Source organism: Vibrio sp. 10N.222.54.A3, assembly GCF_041474095.1.
GTDB classification, from domain to species: Bacteria; Pseudomonadota; Gammaproteobacteria; order Enterobacterales; family Vibrionaceae; genus Vibrio; species Vibrio crassostreae_C.
This window is the reverse complement of record NZ_JBFRTN010000040.1, coordinates 993-15,544: the sequence shown is the minus strand read 5'-3', so window position 1 is coordinate 15,544 and position 14,552 is coordinate 993. Positions and strand designations below refer to the sequence as shown.

Genomic DNA, 14,552 nt, shown 5'->3' with positions numbered 1-14,552 from the left:
CTTTACGGGGTCACTTCAAGGCGGGGCTTTTTAAGTCTTGTTTCCTGTAACAATGAGTGCAGGGATCATTACAGGCTTCTTGCTCGGTATTACCAGAACACGTCTCGACGCTTTGCTCGAGCAATAATATTGTCTGGCATTCTCTGTTCCAGACCGCTACGAAGCACAGTGATACGTCTGTGTTGTCTTTGGTCTGCGGTTACCGAGTTATACAACCAACGGTAAGCATCTTCATAATCCAATGGGCTACCGTAGTCACGTAACAAGAGTTCCGCTAAGTGAATGCTCGCACTTAAGTTACCCATAGAGGCCGCTTCACGTAGATACGGAATCGCACGCTCTTGATCTTGTTGTACCAAAGTACCACGAGAGTAATAACGACCTAACTGCTCTAATGCAGCGGGTAAACCTTGATGTGCCGCGTTCTCCATATAGTAAAGGCCAAGCTCTACATCTTGTGGAACACACACACCCCAAGCCAACATATCACCGTATAAAAACTCATAAGAAGGCAAGCTAATACGCGTTGCGCGAGCAACGATATCTTCAACTAACTGGCACTTATCAGCTTTCACTCGCTCTAGATGTTGATTATTTTCGATTAAATTAATCAGTTCAGCTTCTGTATATATTGGAACGGGCTCTCCCACATCAGCCAAATTTGCATGACTCAAGGGTGAGCTCAGTGCCATTATCAATGAAGCTGCCACAATTCGTAGCTTCATACCTGCACTCTATTATCTGTCGCTAAAGTTATCTATTGAGGGGTGCAGAGGATTTCTACACGCACAAAACAGTGTGAACTTCACTTCCCATGATATCTGTATCGGCAATAACCCCGACGGCTTTAGACAAAACTTGCCGCTAATGGGCAATATTTTGCCTGATGACGCTTAAAAGATCACCATCAAAGAGTGAACGGCTAAATTGCAGGTATTAAAAAGCCGACTTAATAAAGTCGGCTTTTAGAAAACTATTTTATTATCAAAGCACTGTTCGTGCCTGGTAATCACTCAGCAGGCATTATGCGCCGTATGGGTGAACCTTGATGATAGTTTCGTTACGATCTGGGCCAGTTGATACGATATCAATTGGAACGCCAGTTAGGTCTTCGATACGCTTGATGTAATCTAGAGCAGCTTGTGGAAGCGCGTCGATAGATTTAGCACCAAATGTGTTTTCAGACCAACCAGGCATTGTTTCGTAGATTGGCGTCGCTTCTTCGAATGACTCAGCAGCCATTGGAGAAACTTCTAGGATAGAACCATCTTTCATCTTGTAACCAGTACAGATTTTTAGTTCTTCTAGGCCATCTAGAACGTCTAGTTTAGTTAGACACATACCAGATAGAGAGTTGATTTGGATTGCACGACGCATAGCAACAGCATCGAACCAACCAGTACGACGTAGACGACCAGTTGTTGCGCCAAACTCGTGACCAACATCGCCTAGGTGTTTACCAACTGGGTCTTGCTTCTCAAGGCCATCGTATAGCTCAGTAGGGAATGGACCTGAACCAACACGAGTACAGTAAGCCTTAGTAATACCAAGGATGTAACCGATGTGACGAGGACCGAAACCAGAACCTGCAGCAACACCACCAGCAGTCGTGTTAGAAGACGTTACGTATGGGTAAGTACCGTGGTCGATATCTAGTAGCGTACCTTGAGCCCCTTCGAACATGATCTTGTCGCCGCGCTTACGTGCTGCGTCTAGTTCGTCAGTTACGTCGATAACCATCGCAGTTAACATATCTGCGTAGCTCATCGCTTGCTCAAGAACTTCTTCGTAGCTTACTGTTTCAGCTTTGTAGAAGTGCTCTAGTTGGAAGTTGTGGAATTCCATCACTTCTTTTAGCTTCTCAGCAAATGCTTCTTTATCGAAAAGGTCGCCAACGCGTAGACCGCGACGAGCAACTTTATCTTCGTAAGCAGGACCGATACCACGACCCGTTGTACCGATAGCTTTAGCGCCACGAGCGATTTCACGCGCGTTGTCGATTGCAATGTGGTACGGAAGAATTAGAGGACAAGCTTCAGAGATGAAAAGACGTTCACGTACTGGAATACCGCGATCTTCAAGAGGCTTCATTTCTTTTAGAAGTGCGTCAGGCGATAATACTACACCGTTACCAATAACACATTTAACGTTATTACGTAGGATGCCTGATGGAATTAAGTGAAGAACGGTTTTTTCACCGTCAATTACAAGTGTGTGACCTGCATTGTGACCGCCTTGGTAGCGAACCACGTATTTTGCATCTTCAGTTAAAAGGTCAACGATTTTACCTTTACCTTCATCACCCCATTGGGTGCCTAGAACGACTACGTTATTTCCCATCTTTCCAATTTCTGTTGCTAATTAAAAATGGATTCTAGCACTGAATCACACTTCTTGCAGTCACTTTTTGTTCATAAACGTTAACGCTGTACAAAAATAAACCAGCCATAACTGGGGGCAGATGTGTAAAGATACTGATATCATTGCTTTTTTACAGACAAAAGGCAGAACCATGTCTCAATCAATTTGGCTCGCTATTGGGCTCGTACTTATTGTGGAAGGGCTCGGCCCCTTGATTGCACCCAATGGCTGGAGAAACATGGTCGCGCAACTGAGCGAGCAACCAGACACGCAACTGCGCCGCATTGGAGGCTGTCTTGTGGTGGCTGGAGCGGTTATCGCTTTCATGACCTACCGCTAGGTTTCTATAAGTAGAACGCTGTTAAGCGCCTTCCCTCGCGCCCCAATAGTGAATCCACAAACATGTCTCCTCCTGAAAGAAGTCATAGAAAACAAAAAGGCTCCCACAATGGGAGCCTTTTAAGTTTTAACGTATTTTGCTTATTAAGCTAAGCATTCGCTAACGCATCAGCTTATTTTGCTGGAGCGCCGCTTGCTTGATTCATGTATTGGAAGAAGTCAGTCTTCGGATCCAGTACTAGAATGTCGCTCTTATCGCTAAATGATGTCTCATAAGCTTGCAATGAACGCATGAAGCCGTAGAACTCAGGATCTTTGCTGAACGCATCAGAGTAGATCTTCGCTGCTTCTGCATCCGCATCACCACGAGTGATTCGAGCTGTACGGTCAGCTTCAGCAAGAACTGTTGCCACTTCTAGCTCAGCTTGAGCACGGATAACTTCCGCTTTCTCACGACCTTGAGAACGGTGTCTACGAGCAACCGATTCACGTTCTGCACGCATACGGCGGTAGATAGATTCACTGATTTCGTCAGGAAGGTTAATCTTCTTCATACGAAAATCAACAACTTCAACACCTAAATCAGCCATCGCACTTTCTGCCGTTCCAGACAAAACGTTTTCCATGATCTTATCGCGTTCGCCATCAACTTCTAGTGCTTCTGCAGCCGCTACCGTTGTGACGACTTCGCTATCAGCAGAGTCTGGCAGGATGTCCTTGTTGCGAGGGCCTGACACGATCTGCTTAATTTCACGAGAACCAATTTCAGAACGAAGAACATCTGTCACTTTACGCTCAAGAAGTGCTTCTGCCGTCATGATATTACCGCCACCGGTACTCAGATAGAAACGTCCAAAATCAGCAATACGCCATTTTGCGTAAGTATCAATTAGAACGTCTTTTTTCTCTGATGTTACGAAACGGTCAGAACGGCCATCCATCGTTTGAATACGAGCATCAAGTACTTTTACGCGATCAAACATCGGTAGTTTAAAGTGCAGACCTGGTTCATAGATTCGTGATACGCCGTTGTCATCGAGAACTCGACCAAAACGAATTACCATGCCACGCTCACCTTCTTGAATCACAAACACTGACATCAATAGAAGGGCAATCGTCACAACTAATACAGGGATCATTAATTTACGCATTATTAGTATCTCCCTTGGCGTGAACTGTCAGAACGAGTTTGAGTGCTAGGCTTTGGATCCGCTTGAGTTTCTAACTCAATTTGATCGTAAGTTGATGATGCTTTTGCAGGGCGAGAGCCCGACTGAGAACCACCTTGTGCGCCTAGCTTATCAATTGGTAGGTATAGCAAGTTACCGCTTGATTCAGAATCAATCAGGACTTTCGATGTGCTTGAGTACACTTTTTCCATTGTATCTAGGTACATACGGTTACGTGTTACTTCAGGAGCAGCTTGGTATTCAGGTAGCAGTTTCTCGAATTGAGCAACTTGACCTAGAGCACCATTAACTGTGCGCTCTGAGTAACCCACCGCTTCTTTCTTCAAACGCTCAGCACGACCTGTTGCTTTTGGAAGAATGTCATTTCGGTAAGCTTCAGCTTCACGCTCGAAACGCTCTTCATCCTCACGAGCCGCGATAGCATCATCAAATGCATCTTTCACTTGCTCAGGTGGACGTGCTGACTGGAAGTTCACATCAACAATCAGAATACCCATATCGTAGCTATCAATAATACGGTTCAACGTTTCTTGAGTGCTTTGACGAATCTGCTGACGACCACTTGTCAGGATACTATCCATTAGTGAGTCACCAATTACCGCACGAAGCGCGGAATCGGTTGCTTGACGTAAACTGTCGTCTGCATTCGTTACACGATACAAGTACTTGTATGGGTCAGAAACACGGTATTGAACACCCATTTCAACGGTCACAACGTTTTCATCTTTCGTTAGCATCGTGCCAGCAGCACGTAGAGAACGAATCGCTTGAACGTTTACTAGTTGCTCATCACTGATTTCATCGATGAAGCGTGGGTGCCAGTTAAGACCAGGTTCTTCGATACGGTCGAACTGACCCAGTCGAAGTACTACTGCTCTTTCTGCTTCGCCAACGGTGTAGAAACCAGCGAAGAACCAGATAGCAATAGCAATAACGGCAATGACACCAAAGCCAATTGCACCGCCACCACCAATAGATGGCCCGTTACCGTTGCCACCCTTTTTACCAAACTTGCCACCTAACTTTTGACTTAGTTTATTAAACACTTCGTCTAGATCTGGCGGTCCTTGATCTCGGCCGCCGCGATTATTTTTATTACCCCAAGGGTCATTATCGCGGCCGTTATTATCGCCGTTGTTGTTATTTCCAGGCTCATTCCACGCCATTAGAAAGCTCCATCATTTGATATGACGTTATACTGTAGCAGTCTCTTTGGTAACGATAAAGTCACCTAAGAGCGCCCCTTCTCTTTTTTCAAGTTTAGACCAATCTATTTGTTGCATTCGGATATCTATCAACAAGTTACCATTTTCATCATACTCTTCCTGTTGAATACATTTCATCTCGAAGAATAAGCTGCGAATGCGACCCTGATGTTGATGTGGAATACACAACCGGAATTGAACCATCTGGCTAGCTAAACGCTCAGTTAAAGCTTCAAACAGCAGTTCAATACCTTCTCCTTCCATTGCAGAAACCCAAACAGCGCGAGGTGCGCCCTCTTCGTCTCTTTCAATTCGAGGTTTTTGGTCTTCCATGCAGTCAATTTTGTTCATGACTACAAGGGTTGGCACTTCATGAGCATCGATTTCTTCTAATACTTCATGAACAGCCTGAATGTTCTCACGAAAACGGTCATCACTGGCATCAACAACATGTAACAAAATGTCAGCTTCCTGCGTCTCTTGTAATGTTGCCTTGAACGCAGCGACCAAGTCGTGTGGTAGATGACGGATAAAACCTACGGTATCTGCGAGAATTGCAGGCCCGACATCTGCCAAATCAATCTTACGTAGTGTTGGGTCTAGGGTTGCAAACAGTTGGTCTGCCGCATAAACACCAGCACTTGTGATGCGATTGAAAAGTGTTGATTTCCCTGCGTTGGTATAACCAACCAAAGAAATTGTTGGGATTTCAGCTCGATTACGAGCACGTCGTCCTTGTTCACGCTGTTTAGCAACTTTCGCTAAACGACGTAGTATTGCCTTTATACGGTCACGCAACAAACGTCGATCGGTTTCCAGTTGAGTTTCACCTGGACCACGAAGACCAATACCACCTTTCTGCCTTTCAAGGTGAGTCCAACCACGAATCAATCGGGTAGAGATATGACGAAGCTGAGCGAGCTCAACTTGTAGCTTACCTTCATGAGTTCGCGCACGTTGTGCAAAAATATCTAAGATCAAACCCGTGCGATCAATCACACGACATTTACACAATTGCTCGAGGTTGCGCTCTTGGGCAGGAGAGAGGGAGTGGTTAAAAATCACAATTTCAGCACCGGTCAGCTGAACAGCTTGTGCGATTTCTAGGGCTTTACCTTCTCCAACGTAGTATTTAGGGAGTGGGGATTGTCGGCTACCAGTAATCACTTGTAGCGTTTCTACCCCCGCTGAGGAGACCAGCATTTCACATTCGCTTAGATCTTCCCATTCTCCCTCTTGCGTGAAGTTGATATGAACAAGTACGGCTCGCTCGCCGGATTCATAACGGTCAAACAAGCAACCAACTCCTTATTACAGCGCAAGCTGTACAAATTGAACGATTAATCTTCAGTCTTCTCTGGACGATCAGATGGCGTGCGTTGCTCGCCGCTGTGGTGACTAACTGCGCGAGCAGGTACCACAGTAGAAATCGCATGCTTGTAAACCATTTGGTTTACTGTGTTCTTCAATAAGATCACGAATTGATCGAAAGACTCGATCTGACCTTGCAGCTTAATGCCGTTAACAAGATAGATAGAGACTGGAATGCGCTCACGACGGAGTGCATTTAGGAATGGGTCTTGTAGCGATTGCCCCTTAGCCATTTTATTTTCCTTATTTGTATTTTGTTGTAATTATTTAGCTAGTGGTGCACAAAAAGGTGCGGCCTTTGCATCTGAGCTAAATGAATAAAAAAACTCCGTTGTTATTGAAAGGCTGTGATTTTTAAAAGCCTCAATAACGGATCCTTTCCAGAGTATATTCACGCAAAAGCGATCACATTATACACAGCAATACTAATCAGATGCTATTGCATCTGAAAGAGTTTCTAACGCTTGATCAATGTTTTCGCTATCTAACCAAGTTAAATCATCCCAACTGCGCAACCAGGTGATTTGTCGCTTGGCCAACTGACGGGTTGCACAGACACCACGGAAAACCGCTTCGTCTAAATCACAATTACCGTCTAAATAATCCCACATCTGCCTATAACCAACGCATCGGATCGATGGCAGTTCAGGGTGAAGATCTTCTCTCGCGTACAACGCCTTCATTTCATCTTCAAACCCAGCTTCTATCATCTTCTCGAAACGCAGCTCAATGCGGCGATGGAGTTCAGTCCTTTCCTTGGGAGCTATTGCAAATTGTTTTACACGAAATGGCAGGCTATCGCCTTTCGTTTGAGTTAGCTCTGTTAATGTTTTACCCGAAATTCGGTAAACTTCCAATGCCCTTGAAAGCCTTTGTGGATCATTTGGGTGTATTCTTTCAGCGGATACGGGATCTATCTCTCTTAATTGATCGTGCAATGCCTGCCAACCTTGTTCGATAGATTCCGCTTCAATCTGCTTACGAATCTCTTGATCCGCGGCTGGTAATGGCGATAAACCTTCCAACAATGCTTTGTAGTACAGCATTGTGCCACCAACAAGTAACGGGATTTTGCCTTCCGCTACAATCTTATTCATTTCATTGATCGCATCACGACGAAAATCTGCCGCAGAATACGCTTCGCTTGGATCCAAAATATCAATCAAGCGATGAGGCGCGAGCTCAAGCTCTTCCGCATCCGGTTTAGCGGTACCAATATCCATGTCTTTGTAGATCAATGCCGAATCGACGCTGATGATCTCTACAGGGTATTTCTGACGTAAGCGGATAGCTAAATCTGTTTTTCCTGACGCCGTTGGGCCCATTAAAAACAACGCTAAAGGTAATTTTTCAGTCATGATATTTTGTATTTGCTTCTCTGTTTTAGCGCTTTTTAGCAAAGGGCTTTGTGTCGCGACGTATTCAGCTAAAAAGACAAAGGTCGTCGCGAAAAAATTAAACCGTAAACGCGGCTATAGTCGCTGAAAAGTCGATAGGATTAACAAACTCTGGATCATCTAATGGAAGTAGACCATGCCAAAGTTGTTCTAGTTCCCCAACTAGTTGAACCGCTTCAGATAAAGTGTAGTCGCTTTTTACTTGTGCGGTTTGAATCCCGATCCAGTTAACCAAAGCTGACAACATGTCATTAGGTTGCTTCACTGCACCCTGGGCATTTATTGAAGCCGCGTAAGATAACAGATCTGGGATCAAAATTTGTAAGTTTTGCTGCCTTAAAGGAGAAGGCACGCCCATCACCATTACCGCCTCGCTGTTTCGCGCCTTAAGCTCAATCCCCAGTAATGCCAGAGTTTGACTCAGCGCCTTAGCAACTTCGACCAGTTCACTACCCAGCTTAATCGATAAAGGCACCAATAGTGGTTGGCTTTTTAACGCACCACCTCGAGTATCAAGCTGACCAACAACACGCAATAACTCAGCCTTAGCTAAGGAAACCAGCACACTGCCGTTCTTATTGCCCATTACCAGATACTGACGTTCCACAATCGAGACCGCTTTGCCCAAGTCCGTTACAGGTGCTCTTGGCTTTAAATGAACAGGATTCTGTTGAGCAGGCTTAGCTTCTTTATTTTCTTTATTTTCTAAGTTGTCTCTGGTTTCTACTGGTGCCACATGCTCTTGAGAAGATGAAGGCTGTACAACTTGCTCATCAAAATCTGGCGTTTTCAGAAGCTCTTTATAGGCTTTCACTTCTCGCTTAGATGGCGCGGGTTCACCATGATGTTGGTGTGGCTCTTTCTCTTTTTTAGGTTCAGGTCGAGACTCAATCCACTCTTGGCGAGGAGAGCCTGTAAAGTTGCTTTCACTAGCAGACGAGCTTCGGCCAGCTAATGAACTTGGACTGGTTGATGAGCTTGGGCTAATTGATGAAACATAATGTCGCCCACCATCATTAACGCTGTGTTGAGGCTTATCAAAAGCGTGCTCTGATTCTGCTTTTCTCGGGTAGGCAGGCGTTTGCTCAATAGCGTGTCGCACCCTATCCGAAACTTGGGTTTGATCCGAACTGCTAGGCATTACGCTTTCTGGCTCAGCGAAACTTGCAACACCATCAACTGCAGAGCTCGTACTATCTTGCTGATGATGAATCACTTCTGACTGATGAAAAGCCGACTGATTGATTGGTGCAGCATCGATCTGCTTGCTCTGTGCTAAACCATCACTCAATGCTTGGTAAATAAAGTCATGCACAAGGCGCGCTTGATGAAAACGCACTTCATGTTTTGCAGGGTGGACATTCACGTCCACCTGATGTGGGTCGAGTTCAATGAACAACACATACGTCGCGAATTGGTCTGGACGCAGGCTGGTTTCGTAGCTTTGACGAATCGCATGATTGATCAGCTTGTCACGCATCATACGACCATTCACATAGCAGTATTGCAGGTCGCTTTGTTGTCTTGCTCCTTCTGGCGTGGTGATCCAGCCATGAAGTTTTAGGCCTTGATGCTCAAGTTCGATCTTAAGCATATGACGAACAAAAGGATTGCCACATACCGCAGCGATTCGCTTTTCTGCTTGAACTTGTGTTTTTGCAGCGCGGTACTGACGAATCATCTTGCCGTTATGACGAAGGTTGATCGTCACATCAAAACGACTCAATGCGATGCGTTTAAGCAACTCATCAATATGGGTGAATTCAGTTTTCTCGGTGCGTAAGAATTTGCGGCGTGCTGGCGTATTAAAGAACAGGTCCAACACCTCAACCGAAGTGCCAATAGGATGCGCCGCAGGCTGCAGTTTCACCTGCATATCACGGCCTTCACTGTGTGCTGCCCAAGCTTGATCTTGAGTGGCAGGGCGTGACGTCATGGTTAAGCGCGCAACCGAGCTAATACTCGCCAGCGCTTCACCACGGAAACCGAGGCTGACGATCGCCTCTAGGTCATCAAGAGTGTGGATTTTGGAGGTAGCATGACGACTCAGTGCCAAGGCAAGCTCATCTTTTACGATGCCTTTACCATTGTCACGAACGCGGATCATCTTGGCGCCACCTTTCTCGATATCAATATCGATACGTGTCGCACCAGAATCCAAACTGTTCTCAACCAACTCTTTTACAACAGAAGCGGGTCTTTCTACCACCTCACCCGCTGCGATTTGGTTAGCTAACCGAGCTGGCAGTATTTTGATCGTCATATTTATAGCTACCTTACTGCCATTGATGGAAACGCTGCTACGTTTGCACTAGTTCTTATTTTTTATCATTGATATACCTGAAGCTGTTTAGCATTCCCAAGACTACTTGTGAGGAATAATCAACACTTGGCCGATAGCCAGGCTGTCAGATTTTAACTTATTCGCTTGGCGAATGCTGTTGACGCTCACGCCGTATTTCGAAGCTATCTTGCCAAGGTAATCACCTCTTGCAACTTTGTGTTTGCGCAGAGGAACATCTTTAACTTCAACCGTAATACGTAACTTTTGGCCTACTCTCACCGTCTCTGATTTCAAACGGTTCTCACGTTTAATATCAGCCACCGACACTTTATAGCGGCTGGCGATCTTACCTAGGTACTCTCCAGACTTAACCGTGTGAGTGATGGTCTTCGTTTTAACCGCACTGCTTGATGATGAAGTTGAAGCACTGCCTGGAATCTTAAGTACTTGGCCAATTGCTAGGCTGCTCGATTTCAGATTGTTGAACTTCATCAACGTCTGTGTCGACGTACCATACTTGCTCGCAATCACAGACAAAGACTCACCACGAGAGACTTTATGTTGGCTCACGCTGCCCGTTGATGACGTTGCGTTAGACAAGATAATCCCTTCAGGCGGGTTAGCCTTCAAATACTTAACCACCGCTTTAGTCACTGCTCGTGCCAATTTATCTTGGTGCGAACGTTGGAAAAGAAGCTTCTCTTCCGTCGGATTCGAAATAAAACCTGTCTCTACAAGTACTGATGGGATCTGTGGTGAACGTAATACTGCTAAGCTGGTGTTAATCGGCTTGCTATTGTGCAGTTTCGCAACCTTACCCATTTCAGACAGAATTGCCGTTGCCAGTTTGTATCCCTCTTTTTGAGAGTGGCTAAACTGCAAATCAAGCAGGGTTTGGTTTACGTTCTTATCATCAATATTGCTTGTGAACGCTGCACCGCTACCACCAAGCAATTCAGACTGTTTCTCTTTATTCTCAATCCAACGAGAGATCTCTGTATTTGCGCGTCGAGTGTTCAATACAAACACTGAACCACCTCTTGGTTGAGGCGTCGTAAAGGCGTCGGCGTGAATAGAGATCAACAGGTGAGCTTCATTCTCTCGAGCAATCGCAACACGTCGATTCAGGTTCACAAAGTAATCAGCATTACGAGTCATACGAGTTTTGATCCCCGGGACCGCATTCAGTTGAGCTGCTAACTTCTTAGAAATACTCAGAGTCGCGTCTTTTTCGTATTTACGCGTAGGACCAATCGAACCTGGGTCTTCACCACCGTGGCCAGGATCAATCACAATTAGAATATCTTTCTGGCGCTTAACCTGATTAATGTTCTTACTTACCGTTGGCTTACTCGGTGTCGATGTCGCTTTACTTGCCGCACCATGAGGTAAGTCGATCACCAAACGGTGTCCATACTGACCACCTGGGGTCGGGCTCAGTTTGAATAATTCTGCTTTAGACGACTTCTTTAACTCAAAAACCAAGCGATAGGTGTTTTTGTCTGGCGGTGAGCTCTTACGAATCTTAGATAGAACAGGGCTGTCTTTCACCTCGACCGGTAACTTAGTCGCAAGACTGGTATTTTTTAAATCAACCACTAAGCGACTCGGGCTACTCAGGGTGAAATAGCTAAAGTCCGCTTCTGATTTTAAGTCGATAACCACACGAGTTTCTTCTGGAGAAGGCCAAACCCTTAAACTTTTCAGTGAGTTTGCAGAAACAAGTGAAGAAAACAGTATAGAAAAAACAGCAGCCATCATGGCCACTGTTGAAATAAGGCGTTTAGAAATCAACATAACTCCAACTGACTAAGTAAGCGCTGTCCGTATTCACTATTAGCGGTTAAAGAAACAATACGGTGATCGTCTTGGTAACGAATATCAATATCCAAATCGGCTTCTGGTAGCATCCCATAACCTTTCTCAGGCCATTCAACCAAACAGATAGCATCCGGAGTAAAGTAGTCACGAATTCCCATAAACTCTAACTCTTCAGGATCGGCTAGGCGATAAAGGTCAAAGTGGTACACCTGCCAATCTGCAAGTTGATAAGGTTCAACTAGAGTATACGTTGGGCTCTTTACATTTCCTTGATGGCCAAGTGCTTTTACAAAGCCACGACTGAAAGTCGTTTTACCTGCGCCAAGATCACCATGCAGATAAATAGTCGTCTGCTGTGAGCAAAGATTCGAAAGCTCCGTTCCTAATTGAATCGTTGCTTGTTCATCTTTCAAAGTAAATTGTTTCGTGCTCATGAATACGTTCTCTAAAAATCGATCGTTGACTATATAAAAATCAAAAGAACAAGAATAGTAAACCGTGATGCTTTTGGGAGACAAGCACTCAAGTGTAAGTTCTATGAAAAATACTGCTCAAAACGCGTCTGTTCTGGTCAACACCACTAAGATCCGTTAAGATCCGCCCCCATTTTTGCCGAACCTAATTTTAATTAGCCTTATCTCTAATTGTAAAACAGAGAAAATAAGAAATAAGCCATGAATCTAGACCATCTTGCTGAAAAAATTAAAATCTGGGGAAAAGAGCTGGGCTTTCAAAAAGTTGGCATCTGCGATGTTGATTTAAGTGAACACGAAGCCCCTCTTCAAGCATGGCTAGATGCAGGCAACCACGGCGAAATGGATTGGATGGCTCGACATGGGATGATGCGTGCACGTCCTGATGAACTTCACCCAGGCACAATTCGAGTGATCAGCGCTCGAATGAACTACCTACCACCAGAAGCTCAGTTCGCCTCTAACCTAAGCGATACCACTCAAGGCTACATCAGCCGCTATTCTTTAGGCCGCGACTATCACAAATTGTTCCGTAACCAGTTGAAAAAGCTAGGACAAAGAATTGAAAAAGAGGTCGAGGGTTTAGACTCACGCCCTTTCGTCGATTCAGCGCCCATTTTGGAAAGACCACTCGCTCAAAAAGCAGGGTTGGGCTGGACAGGTAAACACTCATTAATTCTTGATAAAGACGCTGGCTCTTGGTTCTTTCTAGGGGAGCTGTTAGTTAACATCCCTCTTCCCACGGATGAACCCAGTGTTGATGAGTGCGGCAAATGCACCGCATGTATCACTTCTTGCCCAACGGGTGCCATTATTGCTGATGGCGTAGTGGATGCTCGCAAATGTATCTCGTACTTAACCATTGAATATGATGGTGTGATCCCTGAAGAGTATAGAGATGCCATTGGTAACCGTATCTACGGTTGCGATGATTGTCAGTTAGTTTGCCCGTGGAATCGTCATGCCGAACTCACAGAGCAAACAGACTTTCACCGCAGAGAAGATTTCCAAGAAGCCGATCTGGTTTCACTTTCAAGTTGGGACGAAGCAACCTTCCTAAAGAAAATGGAAGGCTCAGCAATCAGACGTATCGGCCACACCCAGTGGTTACGCAATATCTTTGTTGCGATGGGCAATGCACCATTTCAACAACGCATTATTGAAACCCTGGAGTCTCATCAAGGCAAAAACGAAATGCTTGATGTGCATATTGAGTGGGCTTTGAATAAACAACTACAGCAGTTACCCAACGCTAGCAGTGTGCAAGAAGATAGCTCTACGCAGAAAAATAGCTGTGTGCAAAAAAGTAACAGCAAAATCTCCACCAAAAAGCACAGACTGATACGTATAGTAGAGAAAGGACTACCAAGAGACGCCTAGCCCTTTTGGTATCAACGATTGACAGCGACACCCACATCGATAGTCCAATATTTAAGACAACTCGTTGCACATAATTTTAGAACAATGTTTGACCTTGTTCTCAATTCTAACAATGTGGAAAAAATTCAGAACTCTCGTAAACTTCCGACACCCGAGCAAAGTTAAACACAGTACCGATAAATGATTAAGATCAAAAAACAACAAGTTAACGATCTTTTATTAAATCCAAGATAGGCATCCAACTTGATAAAAAACAACAAGTTACGATCGCTGCAATTCATCTAATATATTGAAAACAAGAAAGATCTTTTAGGGATAGGTAAAGAATTAAGCCTGAAACAACTTTATCAACCAAGTTATCCACACCTAACACTTTGTGGATAAGTCTGTTTATAGATGTGAAAAACCTCAAGTGTCTGCTTCAGAGACCTGATATTTACTAGCATTTCAGTTGCTAAGAAAAATTTAAGACAAAAAAATATCCACCATGATGGAGGATTATTTGCTTTTTTGGGGGATTATGCTTCGCAGCATTAAAGAAAGAGCGTGACCTTTGTGGTCGCCTTTAAACTCTGTGATCTAAAGAAAAACACGGTGGTTTAAAGAGTCTTAATAGCTTTTTTAGAAGAAAGCTGGAGCGATACATCGGGTTCGAACCGATGACCTCAACCTTGGCAAGGTTGCGCTCTACCAACTGAGCTAGTATCGCATAAGTTATTCGCTGCTCATAC

Annotated in this window: 12 protein-coding genes and 1 tRNA gene; 2 read left to right on the top strand and 11 right to left on the bottom strand. The window is 44.7% G+C overall.

Annotation, left to right across the window (positions count from 1 at the left end; all coding sequences use genetic code 11):
* Nucleotides 1–89 precede the first annotated feature (89 nt).
* Nucleotides 90–725, bottom strand: a complete 636-nt coding sequence (gene motX / locus AB4507_RS09535) for a flagellar protein MotX (RefSeq protein WP_017063177.1) — start codon at nucleotides 723–725, stop codon at nucleotides 90–92.
* A 298-nt stretch (nucleotides 726–1,023) separates the two neighbouring features.
* Complete coding sequence (locus AB4507_RS09530; RefSeq protein ID WP_010434108.1) at nucleotides 1,024–2,340, bottom strand: adenylosuccinate synthase; 1,317 nt, start codon at nucleotides 2,338–2,340, stop codon at nucleotides 1,024–1,026.
* Between the two features lie 172 nt (nucleotides 2,341–2,512).
* On the opposite strand from AB4507_RS09530, the gene AB4507_RS09525 reads away from it, so the two are divergent.
* Nucleotides 2,513–2,701 (top strand): DUF2065 domain-containing protein, encoded by a 189-nt coding sequence (locus AB4507_RS09525; protein ID WP_010434105.1) that lies wholly within the window; start codon nucleotides 2,513–2,515, stop codon nucleotides 2,699–2,701.
* A gap of 172 nt (nucleotides 2,702–2,873) precedes the next feature.
* Here the strand turns inward: AB4507_RS09525 and hflC are convergent, their stop codons facing one another.
* The 8 genes from hflC to tsaE form a co-directional block, all read right to left on the bottom strand.
* Nucleotides 2,874–3,851: a protease modulator HflC gene (gene hflC / locus AB4507_RS09520; RefSeq protein WP_017059930.1), complete on the bottom strand. Its 978-nt coding sequence runs from the start codon at nucleotides 3,849–3,851 to the stop codon at nucleotides 2,874–2,876.
* 2 nt (nucleotides 3,852–3,853) lie between these two features.
* Nucleotides 3,854–5,056 carry an FtsH protease activity modulator HflK gene (hflK, locus tag AB4507_RS09515; protein WP_017063176.1) on the bottom strand — a complete coding sequence of 401 codons (1,203 nt, stop codon included), beginning with the start codon at nucleotides 5,054–5,056 and terminating at the stop codon, nucleotides 3,854–3,856.
* A gap of 27 nt (nucleotides 5,057–5,083) precedes the next feature.
* Nucleotides 5,084–6,391: a ribosome rescue GTPase HflX gene (gene hflX, locus AB4507_RS09510; RefSeq protein ID WP_017059928.1), complete on the bottom strand. Its 1,308-nt coding sequence runs from the start codon at nucleotides 6,389–6,391 to the stop codon at nucleotides 5,084–5,086.
* A gap of 44 nt (nucleotides 6,392–6,435) precedes the next feature.
* Nucleotides 6,436–6,699, bottom strand: coding sequence for an RNA chaperone Hfq (gene hfq / locus AB4507_RS09505; RefSeq protein ID WP_017059927.1), 264 nt, complete (start codon nucleotides 6,697–6,699; stop codon nucleotides 6,436–6,438).
* A gap of 192 nt (nucleotides 6,700–6,891) precedes the next feature.
* Nucleotides 6,892–7,824: a tRNA (adenosine(37)-N6)-dimethylallyltransferase MiaA gene (miaA, locus tag AB4507_RS09500; protein ID WP_017059926.1), complete on the bottom strand. Its 933-nt coding sequence runs from the start codon at nucleotides 7,822–7,824 to the stop codon at nucleotides 6,892–6,894.
* Between the two features lie 97 nt (nucleotides 7,825–7,921).
* Nucleotides 7,922–10,126 (bottom strand): DNA mismatch repair endonuclease MutL, encoded by a 2,205-nt coding sequence (gene mutL, locus AB4507_RS09495; RefSeq protein WP_372182574.1) that lies wholly within the window; start codon nucleotides 10,124–10,126, stop codon nucleotides 7,922–7,924.
* Nucleotides 10,127–10,228: 102 nt separating this feature from the next.
* On the bottom strand, nucleotides 10,229–11,944 hold the full coding sequence (locus tag AB4507_RS09490; protein ID WP_372133301.1) for an N-acetylmuramoyl-L-alanine amidase: 1,716 nt from the start codon (nucleotides 11,942–11,944) through the stop codon (nucleotides 10,229–10,231).
* The gene (gene tsaE, locus AB4507_RS09485; protein ID WP_004735870.1) at nucleotides 11,938–12,402 is read right to left on the bottom strand and encodes a tRNA (adenosine(37)-N6)-threonylcarbamoyltransferase complex ATPase subunit type 1 TsaE; all 465 of its coding nucleotides are present in this window, start codon (nucleotides 12,400–12,402) and stop codon (nucleotides 11,938–11,940) included. The genes AB4507_RS09490 and tsaE overlap by 7 nt, the downstream gene beginning before the upstream one ends.
* A 240-nt stretch (nucleotides 12,403–12,642) precedes the next feature.
* Here tsaE and queG point away from each other — a divergent pair, with 240 nt between their 5' ends.
* Nucleotides 12,643–13,821, top strand: coding sequence for a tRNA epoxyqueuosine(34) reductase QueG (queG, locus tag AB4507_RS09480; RefSeq protein WP_017059922.1), 1,179 nt, complete (start codon nucleotides 12,643–12,645; stop codon nucleotides 13,819–13,821).
* Between the two features lie 633 nt (nucleotides 13,822–14,454).
* Here queG and AB4507_RS09475 read toward each other — a convergent pair.
* Nucleotides 14,455–14,530 (bottom strand) — tRNA-Gly (locus AB4507_RS09475).
* Between the last annotated feature and the right edge of the window lie 22 nt (nucleotides 14,531–14,552).

What these genes read in the sequence shown, in the direction of transcription:
- AB4507_RS09490 (WP_372133301.1), bottom strand. Translation starts at nt 11,944, where the DNA reads ATGTTGATTTCTAAACGCCTTATTTCAACAGTGGCCATGATGGCTGCT.
- miaA (WP_017059926.1), bottom strand. Translation starts at nt 7,824, where the DNA reads ATGACTGAAAAATTACCTTTAGCGTTGTTTTTAATGGGCCCAACGGCG.
- tsaE (WP_004735870.1), bottom strand. Translation starts at nt 12,402, where the DNA reads ATGAGCACGAAACAATTTACTTTGAAAGATGAACAAGCAACGATTCAA.
- hflK (WP_017063176.1), bottom strand. Translation starts at nt 5,056, where the DNA reads ATGGCGTGGAATGAGCCTGGAAATAACAACAACGGCGATAATAACGGC.
- AB4507_RS09525 (WP_010434105.1), top strand. Translation starts at nt 2,513, where the DNA reads ATGTCTCAATCAATTTGGCTCGCTATTGGGCTCGTACTTATTGTGGAA.
- hflC (WP_017059930.1), bottom strand. Translation starts at nt 3,851, where the DNA reads ATGCGTAAATTAATGATCCCTGTATTAGTTGTGACGATTGCCCTTCTA.
- hfq (WP_017059927.1), bottom strand. Translation starts at nt 6,699, where the DNA reads ATGGCTAAGGGGCAATCGCTACAAGACCCATTCCTAAATGCACTCCGT.
- mutL (WP_372182574.1), bottom strand. Translation starts at nt 10,126, where the DNA reads ATGACGATCAAAATACTGCCAGCTCGGTTAGCTAACCAAATCGCAGCG.
- AB4507_RS09530 (WP_010434108.1), bottom strand. Translation starts at nt 2,340, where the DNA reads ATGGGAAATAACGTAGTCGTTCTAGGCACCCAATGGGGTGATGAAGGT.
- motX (WP_017063177.1), bottom strand. Translation starts at nt 725, where the DNA reads ATGAAGCTACGAATTGTGGCAGCTTCATTGATAATGGCACTGAGCTCA.
- queG (WP_017059922.1), top strand. Translation starts at nt 12,643, where the DNA reads ATGAATCTAGACCATCTTGCTGAAAAAATTAAAATCTGGGGAAAAGAG.